Raw genomic sequence first — 12,744 nt, 5'->3', positions numbered from 1 at the left:
GCACTCAGTCGTCGTAGCTCTCTACGCGACCAGCGTTATCGTCATTGTGCTGGCGGCTGGCGGGATCCCGCTGTTTTAAATAGAAATCCCGCATCAGGGTGTAGCGATCCAGGGCCGCGGCATCCAGCGTGTCGGTGGCACCCAGCAGGTTGGCGCGGGCGTCCACCAGGCGCAGACCCAGCAGGCTGTTGCGGTGCGACACCGGGTGCATGCGGTCCACCGGGTGTCCCCACCAGTCGGCAGGCATGGCCACGGTGTCGCGCACGGTCGAGGGACCCAGGAAGGGCAGCACCAGGTAGGGGCCGGGCTTGACGCCCCAGCTGGCCAGGGTCAGGCCGAAGTCCTGCTTGTCACGCTCGACCTGCATCTCGGTGGCGATGTCCAGCAGACCGCCGATCCCCAGCACGGTGTTGGTGGTGAAACGCACCATGTGGTTGTAGGCCTTCTCGCCATTGCCTTGCAGCGCATGGTTGACCATGGACCACAGGTCACCCAGGTTGCCGAAGAAGTTGGTCACGCCGGTGCGCACCGGCTGGGGCGTGACCGTCTCGTAGGCGGTGGCAGCGGGCTCGAGCACGGCCTTGTCGACCGAGTCGTTGAACGAGGTCATGGCCCGGTTGTAGCCCTCATACGGGTCCTGGGGGTGCGTGGCCTGGGTGCTGGCACAGCCGGCCAGCAGCAGGCCCGCGGTCAGGGCCGCGCTCAGGCCGGTGCGGCGCCACAGCGCGGTGGATGGGTTGGAATTGCTTTTCATCGTGTCACCTTGTGCGGAAAACGTGGACATCAAGGAGCGGGCGCCGCGGCAGAGCCGCCCTCTTCCGCCTTGCTGTACAGGAACTGGCCAATCAGGTTCTCCAGCACCACCGCCGACTGGGTCGCGGTGATGCGGTCACCCTCGGCCAGGTTGGCCTCGTCGGCGCCGGCCTCGATCCCGATGTACTGGTCCCCCAGCAGGCCGCTGGTCAGGATCTTCAAGGAACTGTCCTTGGGGAAGGCATAGCGCTTTTCCAGGTCCATGTGCACCGTGGCCTGGAAGGTCTTGTCATCGAAGGAGATCGCCTCGACACGGCCCACGACCACCCCGGCGCTCTTGACCGCCGCTTTGGGCTTGAGCCCGCCGATGTTGTCGAAACGCGCCGTCACCTTGTAGGTGGGCTCGAAGCTGAGGCTCAGCAGGTTGGCCGACTGCAGAGCCAGGAAGACCAGGGCTGCCGCGCCCAGCAAGACAAAAAGGCCGACCCATACGTCGTTTTTAGAAGCCTGCATAAAAAATGTTTCCTTGTTGAAACCCATCGTTCGAGGCTGCTGCCTCAAATGCTAAACATGGATGCGGTGAGCAGGAAGTCCAATGCCAACACTGCCAGTGATGCGACCACCACCGTGCGGGTGGTGGCACGCGAGACCCCCTCGGGGGTGGGCTTGGCGGTGTAGCCCTGGTACAGCGCCACGAAGGTGACGGCCACACCGAACACGACGCTCTTGATCACGCCGTTGCCCAGGTCGTACCACCAGTCCACGCCGGACTGCATCTGCCCCCAGAAGGCGCCACCGTCCAGGCCGATCAGCACCACGCCGACCACCCAGCCACCAAGGATGCCCACGGCGCTGAACACGGCCGCCAGCAAAGGCATGGCGAGGAAACCGGCCCAGAAACGCGGCGCCAGGATGCGGCGCACGGGATCGACCGCCATCATTTCCATGGCCGAGAGCTGCTCGCCGGCCTTCATCAGGCCAATTTCCGCCGTCAGGGCCGTGCCCGCACGGCCGGCGAACAGCAGCGCCGTGACCACCGGCCCCAGCTCGCGCAGCAGGGACAGGGCCACGAGCAGGCCCAGCGCCTCGGCCGAGCCATAGCGCTGCAGCGTGTAATAGCCCTGCAAGCCCAGCACAAAGCCGACGAACAGGCCCGATACCGCGATGATGGCCAGCGAATAATTGCCCAGGAAATGGATCTGGTCGCCGAGCAGGCGAAAGCGCGCCAGCGTGGCCGGCAGCATGCCCAGCAGGCGCAGGAACAGGCCGGCGGCCTGGCCCAGCGCCGCCAGCTGGCGGCGGGTCCACAGGCCCAGTGCGTGGAGGGTGTTCATGCCTGGCCTCCAAAATCCTGCTCCAGGCTGGGCGCCGGATAGTGGAACGGCACCGGTCCCTGCGGCCGGGCATGGATGAATTGCTGCACCAGCGGGTCCGTGCTCTGGCGCACTTCGTCGGGCGTGCCCTGGGCAGCCACGCCGCCCGCGCCGAGGATCACCACATGGTCGGCGACGTGGAAGGTTTCCTCCAGGTCGTGCGACACCAGGATGCTGGTCAGCCCCAGGGTGTCATTGAGCGTGCGGATCAGGCGCGCGGCCGTGCCCAGCGAGATCGGGTCCAGGCCCGCAAACGGTTCGTCGTACATGACCAGGTCCGGGTCCAGGGCAATCGCGCGCGCCAGGGCCACGCGCCGCGCCATGCCGCCCGACACCTGGCTGGGCATCAGGTCGCGCGCGCCGCGCAGCCCGACGGCGTGCAGCTTCATCAGCACGATGTCGCGCACCATGTCCTCGGGCAGGTCGGTGTGCTCGCGCAGCGGGAAGGCGACGTTGTCGAGCACGCTCATGTCGGTGAACAGGGCGCCGAACTGGAACAGCATGCCCATGCGGCGTCGCATGGCGTACAGCTGCTGGGCATTCATCTGCCCCACATCCTGGCCGGCCACCAGCACCTGGCCCTGCTGGGCGCGCTGCTGCCCGCCGATCAGGCGCAGCACCGTGGTCTTGCCACCGCCGGAGGCCCCCATCAAGGCCGTGATCTTGCCGCGCGGCACCTGCAACGACAGGTCGCGCAGGATGGTGCGATCACCATAGCCAAAGGTGACATTGCGCAACTCCACAAGGGGGGCGGGACTACTCATGCGATGGAAAACACGGAGGAATTGGAAGAAACGCTATTGTGCAGACAAGCGGCAAGCACCGCCCGCTGCCACCTCGAACAAACATACACGAATGTATGTCAAGACCATGATGACGCCCCGTCATCCACAAAATTCATAGCTATGTACGCAAGCTAGATAAGCGCTGCAGGCCTTTTTAAGTCAAAGTTGCGATCACCCGGACCGCAGCTTTTTTACAACATGTTCTGCAGAAACGCCTGGGTGCGCTCGTGCTGGGGGTTGGCGAAGAAGGCCTCGGCGGGGGCCTGCTCCACAATAGCGCCGCCATCCATGAAGATCACGCGGTTGGCCACCTCGCGGGCAAAGCCCATTTCATGGGTCACCACCAGCATGGTCATGTGCTCGTTGGCCAGTTCGCGCATGGTGCGCAGCACCTCGCCGGTCAGTTCGGGGTCCAGGGCCGAGGTCGGCTCGTCGAACAGCATGATGTCCGGGTCCATGGCCAGGGCACGGGCAATCGCCACGCGCTGCTTCTGGCCGCCCGACAGGCGGTTGGGATAGGCATCGCGCTTTTCCAGCAGGCCCACCTTCTTGAGCAAAGCCTCGGCCTTGGGCACGATCTGCTCGCGCTTGAGCTTCTTGACCAGCATCGGCGCTTCGATGATGTTCTCCAGCACCGAGAGGTGGGGGAACAGGTTGAAGGACTGGAACACCATGCCCATCTTGCGGCCAATCTGGCGGATCTGCGCCTCGGGCGCGTAGTGGGCCTTGCCGGCGTCGTCGTTGCGCGCCAGGGTCTCGCCCTCGACCACGATAGTGCCGCGGTCGATGGTCTCCAGGTGGTTCAGGCAGCGCAGGAAGGTGCTCTTGCCCGAGCCCGAGGGGCCGATCACGGCCACCACCTCGCCGCGCAGCAGGTCCAGCGACACCCCGCGCAGCACCTCGACGCCGCCGAAGGCCTTGTGGATGCCCTGGGCGGAGATCATCACATCAGGCGTCGTACTTGGCATAGCGTTTCTCGAGGTACTGGAAGCCCCAGGTCAGGATCAGGGTCATCACAAGGTAGAAGGCAGCGGCCACGATGAACGGCGTGGTCGTGAAGTCGCGCTGGACAATGCCGCGCGCGGCGCGCAGCAGGTCGTTCAGGGCCAGCACGTAGATCAGCGAGGTGTCCTTGACCAGGGTGATGGTCTCGTTAGACAGTGGCGGCAGGATGCGCGGCCACACCTGGGGAATGACAATGCGGCGCATGGTCTGGGCGTAGCTCAGGCCCAGCACCTTGGCGCCTTCGTACTGGCCACGGTCGATGGACTGGATGCCGGCGCGGAAGATCTCGGCGAAGTAGGCCGCGTAATTCAGAGTGAAGGCGACGATGGCGGCCGGGTAGTCGTCGAACCGGATGCCGATCACCGGCACAAAAGGCAGCGCGAAGTAGATGAACAGCATCTGCAGCATCAGCGGCGTGCCGCGCATCAGCCAGATGTAGCCGCCCACCAGCGCCCGCAGGCCGGCAAAGCGGGACAGGCGCACCAGCGCCAGCACCAGCCCCAGGGGGATGGAGAGCACCAGCGTGATCGCGAAAAGCTTGAGGGTCACCAGCGCGCCTTGCGACAGTGGCCCCAGAAGGGAAATGACGTAATCCATGGAAAAGGCCTTCAGTGCGACCGCTTGACGGGAGCCGCCGGTGCCCTCGGGCACCCCGCTGCACAGCTGCACAAGCCATGCCTACAAAAAACACCGGCGTGGCCAAGGCGGGCCACGCCGGTGTGTGCGTCAAGCGCGAAGCTTACTTGACAATGTTTTCACCGAACCACTTCTTGGAAATTTCGGCGGCGGCGCCATCGGCCTTCATGTCCTTCAAGGCCTGGTTGACCTTGCCCAGCAGCTCGGTGTCTTCCTTGCGGAAGCCCACGCCGTAGTCTTCGGTGCCGAAGTTGTCTTCCAGCACGGTGTAGGTGTCGGCCTTCTTGGCGACATGGAAGCGCCCCACCACCTCGTCCACCACCACGGCGTCCAGGCGACCGGCTTCCAGGTCCATCAGCGCAGTGATGTTGTCACCGAACTGCTTGAATTCCTTGAAGGTCTTGAAGACTTCTTCTTCCTTCTTCATCGCATCCACGGCGGACGACGATTCCTGCACGCCGATCACCTTGCCAGCCAGACCGGCCTTGTCCTTGATGTCGGAGCCGGCCTTCACGATGATGATCTGGCGGTTGGCCATGTAGGGGTCGGTGAAGGCAATGTGCTGCTTGCGCGACTCCAGGATGGTCAGGCCGTTCCACAGCACGTCGATGCGCTTGCCGTTCAGCTCGGCTTCCTTGGCGCTCCAGTCGATGGGCTTGAATTCCACTTCCATGCCCAGGCGCTTGGTGGCTTCCTTGGCCATGTCGATGTCAAAACCCACCAGCTCGTTCTTCTCGTCACGGAAACCCATGGGCGGGAAGTTGTCGTCCAGACCCACAACGATCTTGGTCACAGCCGCAGGTGCGGGCGCAGCAGGCGCCTGGGCGGTGGCGGCGGGTTCGGACTTGCCGCAGGCCGCCAGAACAGCTGTCAGGGCCAACGATGCGAGAAGGGTGCGTTTTTTCATGGCTTCAAAGTTGAGTTGGAACAACCGGTGGAAGGCCCCAGCCCACAGACCCGGGGAAACCCCATGTCCTGTATGCCTCGGTGGCCGAATCCGCTATTGTCGCGCAGACAAGCCTGGGTTGCCACCTGCCTGGGCATTAACTCGCATGCAAACCACATGCCTGCGTGCATTTCGACGGACTTGCCATGGCTGACACCGCCCTCCCCGAGCCTCTGCTGCAGGCCTACCACGCCACCCGCTACGGGCTCAACGACTGCGACTGGCAGTTGCAACTGGACCAGGCCCAGCCTGCCCTGGCACCGCACTACCAGCGCCATGCCGTGCACTGTGCCGCCTACCTGACCGCCTGCAACCCGTTGGGCGAATTGCTGCCCGACCACCTGAACGCACGCCGCATGGCCCAGCTGCGCCAGGCGCTGCAGCGCGCCGGCTGGTCCTGGCTGGACGGCCATGGCCACGACCCGCAGGGCCACTGGCCCGGCGAGGACAGCGTGCTGGTCTGGGGCATGGGCGAGAGCACGGCCCGCGCCTGGGGCACGCAGTGGAACCAGAACGCCGTGGTCTGCTGCGGCACCGACATGGTGCCGCGCCTGGTGCTGCTGCGCTGACACCCGCTCTCTGATTCCTAGCTGCCTGCGCTCGCCTACAGGGTGTTTCAAAGCAAAAAGCCTTTCAATCTCTTGCAAGGCCTGCGCGTTCAACTCTCTTTTTTGCAGCATGCAAAAAGGCGCCCGTAGGCGCCTGAATGTGCATCTCCGGTGGGCATCCAGGGTGGACGGTGCGGGGGCCGCACCGCGCCCATGCAGCGCCCCGGCCCGACGGTCAGCGGGGCAGCGTGCTGGCCCCCATCAGGAACTCGTCCACCGCGCGGGCAGCCTGGCGGCCTTCGCGGATGGCCCAGACCACCAGGGACTGGCCTCGGCGGATGTCACCGGCCGCAAACAGCTTGGGCACGCTCGTGGCGTAGCCGCCCAGCAGATCGGTCGAGGCCTTGACGTTGCCGCGCGCATCCTTGTCCACGCCAAAGGCATCCAGCACGGTCTGCACGGGCGAGACAAAGCCCATGGCCAAGAACACCAGGTCGGCCTTGAGGATCTGCTCGGAGCCGGGCACTTCCGTCATCTTGCCGTCCTTCCACTCCAGGCGCACGGTCTTCACGGCGGTCAGTTGGCCCTTTTCGCCGATGAACTCCTTGGTGCCGATGGCGAACTCGCGCTCACAACCTTCCTGGTGGCTGGAGCTGGTGCGCAGCTTCAGCGGCCAGTAGGGCCAGACCAGGGGCTTGTTCTCCTGCTCGGGCGGCATGGGCATCAGCTCCAGCTGGGTCACGCTGAGTGCGCCATGGCGGTTGGAGGTGCCCACGCAGTCAGAGCCGGTGTCACCACCGCCGATGACCACCACGTGCTTGCCGTCGGCGCGGATCTGGTTCTTCAGCTTGCCGTCGCGCGTCACCTTGTTTTGCTGGGGCAGGAACTCCATGGCGAAGTGCACGCCCTTGAGGTCCCGGCCGGGCACGGGCAGGTCGCGCGACTGCTCGGCACCGCCGGTCAGCAGCACGGCGTCGAACTCGGCCATCAGCGCCTCGGGGGCGATGGTTTCCTTGGACCAGTTGGTGACCTTGCTGCCTTCGCCCAGTCCGTCCTTGCCCGCCACCAGCACGCCGGTGCGGATCTTCAGGCCCTCGGCCACCAGTTGCTCGACGCGGCGGTCGATGTTGGCCTTGTCCAGCTTGAAGTCGGGGATGCCGTAGCGCAGCAGGCCGCCGACCTGGTCGTTCTTCTCGAACAGGGTCACGTCGTGGCCGGCGCGCACCAGTTGCTGCGCCGCCGCCAGACCCGCAGGGCCGGCGCCGACCACGGCCACCTTCTTGCCGCTATGGGCCTTGGGCAGCTGGGGCTTGACCCAGCCTTCTTCCCAGGCGCGGTCGATGATGGCGTGCTCGATGGACTTGATGCCGATGGGCGCGTTGTTGATGTTCACCACGCATGCGGCCTCGCAGGGCGCGGGGCAGATGCGGCCGGTGAACTCGGGGAAGTTGTTGGTGCTGTGCAGCACCTTGATCGCGTTTTCCCAGTCACCGCGGTACACCAGGTCGTTGAAGTCCGGGATGATGTTGTTGATCGGGCAGCCGTTGTTGCAGAACGGCGTGCCGCAGTCCATGCAGCGCGCGCCCTGGATCTTGGCCTGTTCAGGGGTCAAGGCGATGACGAACTCTTTGTAGTTCTTCACGCGCTCGGCCACGGGCAGGTAGCCTTCTTCGATGCGTTCGTATTCCAGAAAACCGGTGGTCTTTCCCATGATGTCTATTCCTTCAATCTGTGTTCGCTGAGCAGTGCCGGGGCGGGCGGGGCCGCGCCACCGTTTCAGGCTGTGATTACTTCGCGGCTACTGCTTCTTTTTGAGGAGCTGCTGGCGCTTGCGCTGCTTGCTTTTCCTTTTGTTTGCGTTCATAGATCTCGCCGAGTGCACGCTGGTACTCGGTCGGGAACACCTTCACGAACTTGGCACGCGCGGCGCCCCAGTTGTCCAGCAGGTCACGGGCACGCTGCGAACCGGTCCAGCGGCTGTGCGCTTCCACCAGCGCACGCAGCTGCTGGTCGTCGCTCTGGTCGTGGTGCCAGATGCCGCGCGGCACGGTGGACAGGAACTCTTCGTGGGGCAGCACCTTCTCCAGCTTCACGCTGGCGGTGTTGCAACGCTCGGCAAACTTGCCGTCTTCGTCGTACACATAGGCCACGCCGCCGCTCATGCCGGCCGCAAAGTTGCGGCCGGTCTTGCCCAGCACCACCACGGTGCCGCCGGTCATATATTCGCAGCCGTGGTCGCCCACGCCTTCGACCACCGCCGTGGCGCCCGACAGGCGCACCGCAAAGCGCTCGCCAGCCACGCCGCTGAAGAAGGCCTCGCCCCGGGTGGCACCAAACATCACGGTGTTGCCGACGATAGTGTTGGCCGTGGACACGCCGCGGAACTCATGGCTGGGGCGCACGATCACGCGGCCGCCGGACAGGCCCTTGCCGGTGTAGTCGTTGGCCTCGCCGGTGATGTTCAGCGTGATGCCCTTGCACAGGAAGGCGCCGAACGACTGGCCGCCCGTGCCTTCGAAGTGGATGCGGATGGTGTCATCCGGCAGGCCTTCGGGGTGCACCTTGGTGACCGCGCCCGAGAGCATGGCGCCGACGGAGCGGTTCACGTTCTTGGCCACTTCCATGATGCGCACCTTCTCGCCATGCTGGATGGCGGGCTGGCAGCGCTCGATCAGCTTCACGTCCAGCGCCTTGTCCAGCAGGTGGTCCTGCTTGTCGACGTGGTAGCGGGCCACATCGGCCGGTACGACCGGCTGGGCGAAGAGGCGGCTGAAGTCCAGGCCCTGGGCCTTCCAGTGCTCCACGCCCTTGCGGGTGTCCAGCAGGTCGGTGCGGCCGATCAGCTCGTCGAACTTGCGGATGCCCAGCTGGGCCATGATCTGGCGCACTTCCTCGGCGATAAAGAAGAAGTAGTTCACGACATGCTCGGGCTTGCCGGTGAACTTCTTGCGCAGCACGGGGTCCTGCGTGGCCACGCCCACGGGGCAGGTGTTCAGGTGGCACTTGCGCATCATGATGCAGCCCTCGACCACCAGCGGTGCGGTGGCGAAGCCGAATTCGTCCGCGCCCAGCAGCGCGCCGATGACCACGTCGCGGCCGGTCTTCATCTGGCCGTCGGCCTGCACGCGGATACGGCCACGCAGGCGATTCAGCACCAGGGTCTGCTGGGTTTCGGCCAGGCCGATTTCCCAGGGACCGCCGGCATGCTTGATGGACGACAGGGGCGAAGCGCCGGTGCCGCCGTCATGGCCGGCGATCACCACGTGGTCGCTCTTGCACTTGGCCACGCCGGCCGCAATCGTGCCCACGCCGACTTCGGACACCAGCTTCACCGAGATGTCGGCGTGCGGGGCCACGTTCTTCAGATCGTGGATCAGCTGGGCCAGGTCCTCGATCGAGTAGATGTCGTGGTGGGGCGGGGGCGAAATCAGGCCCACGCCGGGCACCGAGTAGCGCTGCATGCCGATGTAGTCGGTCACCTTGCCGCCGGGCAGCTGGCCGCCTTCACCGGGCTTGGCGCCCTGGGCCATCTTGATCTGGATCTGGTCGGAGGACACCAGGTACTCGGCGGTCACACCGAAGCGGCCGGACGCCACCTGCTTGATGCGCGAGCGCAGGCTGTCACCGTCGCGCAGCACGATGTCGGACTCAACCTGCTCCTTGCCGATGATGGAGGCCAGCGACTCGCCCTGCTGGATCGGGATGCCCTTGAGCTCGTTGCGGTAGCGCTTGGGGTCTTCGCCGCCTTCACCGGTGTTGCTCTTGCCGCCGATGCGGTTCATGGCCACGGCCAGCGTGGCGTGGGCTTCGGTGGAGATCGAACCCAGCGACATGGCGCCGGTGGCGAAACGCTTGACGATCTCGGCCGCGGGCTCCACCTCATCCACCGAGATGGCGGTGGCCGGATCGCTCTTGAACTCGAACAGGCCACGCAGCGTCATGTGCTGCTTGCTCTGGTCGTTGATCAGCTGCGCGTATTCCTTGTAGGTGCTGAAGTTGTTCGAACGGGTCGAGTGCTGCAGCTTGGCGATCGCGTCAGGCGTCCACATGTGGGCTTCGCCACGAGCACGCCAGGCGTATTCGCCGCCGGCGTCCAGCATGGTTTCCAGCACCGGGTCGTCGCTGAAGGCGTTGACGTGGTTGCGGATGGTTTCCTCGGCGATCTCGAACACGCCAATGCCTTCCACGCGGCTGGCGGTGCCGGTGAAGTACTTGTCCACGGTGGCGCTGTTCAGGCCCACGGCCTCGAACAGCTGCGCGCCGCAGTAGGACATGTAGGTGGACACGCCCATCTTGGACATGATCTTGGACAGGCCCTTGCCGATCGCCTTGACGTAGTGGTAGATGGCCTTCTTGGCATCCACGCCGCCCACGGGCTGCTGGTACATGTCGGCCAGGGTTTCCATGGCCAGGTAGGGGTGCACGGCTTCAGCACCGTAGCCCGCCAGCACGGCGAAGTGGTGGATTTCACGGGCCGTGCCGGTCTCCACCACCAGGCCGGTGGTGGTGCGCAGGCCTTCGCGCACCAGGTGCTGGTGGATGGCCGACAGGGCCAGCAGCGCGGGGATGGCCACCTGCGTGGCGCTGACGTTGCGGTCGCTGACGATCAGGATGTTGGCACCACCTTTGATCTCGTCCACGGCCTGGGCGCACAGCGAGGCCAGCTTGGCTTCCACGCCTTCACGGCCCCAGCTCAGCGGGTAGGTGATGTCGATGGTCGCGCTCTTGAACTTGCCGTGGGTGTGCTGCTCGATCTCGCGCAGCTTGGCCATGCCCTCGAAGTCGAGGATGGGCTGCTGCAGCTCGAGGCGCATGGGCGGGTTGACCTGGTTGATGTCCAGCAGGTTGGGCTTGGGGCCCACGAAGGACACCAGCGACATCACGATGGCTTCGCGGATGGGGTCGATCGGCGGGTTGGTCACCTGCGCGAACATCTGGCGGAAGTAGTTGTACAGCGGCTTGTTCTTGTCCGACAACACAGCCAGCGGGCTGTCGTTGCCCATGGAGCCCACGCCTTCCTCACCGTTCTTGGCCATCGGCTCCAGGATGAACTTGATGTCTTCCTGGGTGAAGCCAAAGGCCTGCTGGCGCTCCAGCAGGGGCAGCTCGGCAGCCTTCGCGGGGGCCACGAAGTCAGCGGGCACTTCCACCTGGTCCAGCTTGATGCGCAGGTTCTCGATCCACTGCTTGTAGGGCTTGGTGTTGACGATGTTGGCCTTGAGCTCATCGTCCTCGATCATGCGGCCCTGCTCCAGGTCGATCAGCAGCATCTTGCCGGGCTGCAGGCGCCACTTGCGCACGATCTTGCTGTCCGGCACTGGCAGCACGCCGGCTTCGGAGGCCAGGATCACCAGGTCGTCTTCGGTCACGACATAGCGCGAGGGGCGCAGGCCGTTGCGGTCCAGCGTGGCGCCGATCTGGCGGCCATCGGTGAACACGATGGAGGCGGGACCGTCCCAGGGCTCCATCATCGCGGCGTGGTACTCATAGAAGGCGCGGCGGCGCTCGTCCATGGCCTCGTGCTGCTCCCAAGGCTCGGGGATCATCATCATCACGGCCTGGCTGATGGGGTAGCCCGCCATGGTCAGCAGTTCCAGGCAGTTGTCGAAGGTGGCGGTGTCGGACTGGCCGGCAAAGCTGATGGGGTAGAGCTTCTTCAGGTCATCGGCCAGCACCGGCGAGGCCATCACGCCTTCGCGCGCCACCATCCAGTTGTAGTTGCCGCGCACGGTGTTGATTTCACCGTTGTGGGCCACATAGCGGTAGGGGTGGGCCAGGGGCCACTCGGGGAAGGTGTTGGTGGAGAAGCGCTGATGCACCAGGCCGATGGCCGAGACGCAGCGCTGGTCGGCCAGATCCTTGTAGTACACGCCCACCTGGTCGGCCAGCAGCAGACCCTTGTACACCACGGTACGGCTGCTCATGCTGGGCACGTAGTATTCCTTGCTGTGCTTCAGGCCCAGGTTCTGGATGGCCGCGCTGGCGGTCTTGCGGATCACATACAGCTTGCGCTCCAGCGCGTCCTGCACGATCACATCGTTACCACGGCCGATGAACACCTGGCGCAGGATGGGTTCCTTTTCGCGCACAGTGGGCGACATGGGCATGTCGCGGTTCACGGGCACATCGCGCCAGCCCAGCAGCACCTGGCCTTCGGCCTTGATGGCGCGCTCCATCTCCTGCTGGCAGGCCAGACGGGAGGCATGTTCCTTGGGCAGGAACACCATGCCCACGCCGTATTCTCCGGCGGGGGGCAGTTCCACGCCCTGCTTGGCCATCTCTTCGCGGTAGAGCTGGTCGGGAATCTGGATCAGGATGCCTGCGCCATCGCCCATCAGCGGGTCGGCGCCCACGGCGCCACGGTGGTCGATGTTCTCGAGGATCTTCAGCGCGCCCAACACGATGTCGTGGCGCTTCTCGCCCTTGATGTGGGCGACAAAGCCCAGACCGCAGGCATCGTGTTCATTGCTCTTGGCGTACAAGCCGTGTTCTTGGAGATGTGCAATTTCTGCAGCCGTAGTCATGGCGCTCATCCTCTAATTTCTATCGCAGGGACCGCGAGATTACGCCACCGCATTAACCCATGCAAGAAAATTTAATTAGGGTCAGATACTAATTAATACGCACCAAAAACAAACAAAACATAAATTAGGGACATATTTAAAATGCTAACAAAAACAACAGTATTCAAAAAACAT

At 64.6% G+C, this 12,744-nt stretch carries 10 protein-coding genes; 1 reads left to right on the top strand and 9 read right to left on the bottom strand.

Features of this window, described 5'->3' with window-relative positions; translation table 11 throughout:
- Window positions 1-4: 4 nt before the first annotated feature.
- The 7 genes from KAQ61_RS00510 to KAQ61_RS00480 all read right to left on the bottom strand — a co-directional run bounded on the left by KAQ61_RS00510 (window position 5) and on the right by KAQ61_RS00480 (window position 5,459).
- Entirely contained in the window at window positions 5-754 is a 750-nt protein-coding gene (locus KAQ61_RS00510) for an MlaA family lipoprotein (protein WP_210930155.1), read from the bottom strand.
- Between the two features lie 29 nt (window positions 755-783).
- Window positions 784-1,266 (bottom strand): outer membrane lipid asymmetry maintenance protein MlaD, encoded by a 483-nt coding sequence (mlaD, locus tag KAQ61_RS00505; RefSeq protein WP_045268075.1) that lies wholly within the window; start codon window positions 1,264-1,266, stop codon window positions 784-786.
- 44 nt (window positions 1,267-1,310) lie between these two features.
- Window positions 1,311-2,087 carry a lipid asymmetry maintenance ABC transporter permease subunit MlaE gene (mlaE, locus tag KAQ61_RS00500; protein WP_045267506.1) on the bottom strand — a complete coding sequence of 259 codons (777 nt, stop codon included), beginning with the start codon at window positions 2,085-2,087 and terminating at the stop codon, window positions 1,311-1,313.
- On the bottom strand, window positions 2,084-2,890 hold the full coding sequence (locus KAQ61_RS00495) for an ABC transporter ATP-binding protein (protein WP_045267507.1): 807 nt from the start codon (window positions 2,888-2,890) through the stop codon (window positions 2,084-2,086). Before KAQ61_RS00495 ends, mlaE begins: the two co-directional genes overlap by 4 nt.
- Window positions 2,891-3,102: 212 nt before the next feature.
- Window positions 3,103-3,855 carry an amino acid ABC transporter ATP-binding protein gene (locus tag KAQ61_RS00490; protein WP_045268076.1) on the bottom strand — a complete coding sequence of 251 codons (753 nt, stop codon included), beginning with the start codon at window positions 3,853-3,855 and terminating at the stop codon, window positions 3,103-3,105.
- A gap of 4 nt (window positions 3,856-3,859) precedes the next feature.
- Window positions 3,860-4,513 carry an amino acid ABC transporter permease gene (locus tag KAQ61_RS00485; protein WP_183303232.1) on the bottom strand — a complete coding sequence of 218 codons (654 nt, stop codon included), beginning with the start codon at window positions 4,511-4,513 and terminating at the stop codon, window positions 3,860-3,862.
- 142 nt (window positions 4,514-4,655) lie between these two features.
- Window positions 4,656-5,459, bottom strand: a complete 804-nt coding sequence (locus tag KAQ61_RS00480) for an amino acid ABC transporter substrate-binding protein (RefSeq protein ID WP_210930154.1) — start codon at window positions 5,457-5,459, stop codon at window positions 4,656-4,658.
- Window positions 5,460-5,644: 185 nt separating this feature from the next.
- Between KAQ61_RS00480 and KAQ61_RS00475 the strand changes: the two genes are divergently transcribed.
- The gene (locus tag KAQ61_RS00475; RefSeq protein WP_210930153.1) at window positions 5,645-6,067 is read left to right on the top strand and encodes a DUF3293 domain-containing protein; all 423 of its coding nucleotides are present in this window, start codon (window positions 5,645-5,647) and stop codon (window positions 6,065-6,067) included.
- Window positions 6,068-6,281: 214 nt separating this feature from the next.
- Here the strand turns inward: KAQ61_RS00475 and KAQ61_RS00470 are convergent, their stop codons facing one another.
- Window positions 6,282-7,757, bottom strand: a complete 1,476-nt coding sequence (locus KAQ61_RS00470) for a glutamate synthase subunit beta (RefSeq protein WP_210930152.1) — start codon at window positions 7,755-7,757, stop codon at window positions 6,282-6,284.
- A gap of 76 nt (window positions 7,758-7,833) precedes the next feature.
- Window positions 7,834-12,570 (bottom strand): glutamate synthase-related protein, encoded by a 4,737-nt coding sequence (locus tag KAQ61_RS00465; protein ID WP_043380452.1) that lies wholly within the window; start codon window positions 12,568-12,570, stop codon window positions 7,834-7,836.
- Window positions 12,571-12,744 lie beyond the last annotated feature (174 nt).

The sequence above is a fragment of the Comamonas aquatica genome (assembly GCF_018064205.1).
Classification (GTDB): domain Bacteria; phylum Pseudomonadota; class Gammaproteobacteria; order Burkholderiales; family Burkholderiaceae_C; genus Comamonas; species Comamonas aquatica.
This window is presented reverse-complemented; position numbering and strand designations above follow the sequence as displayed.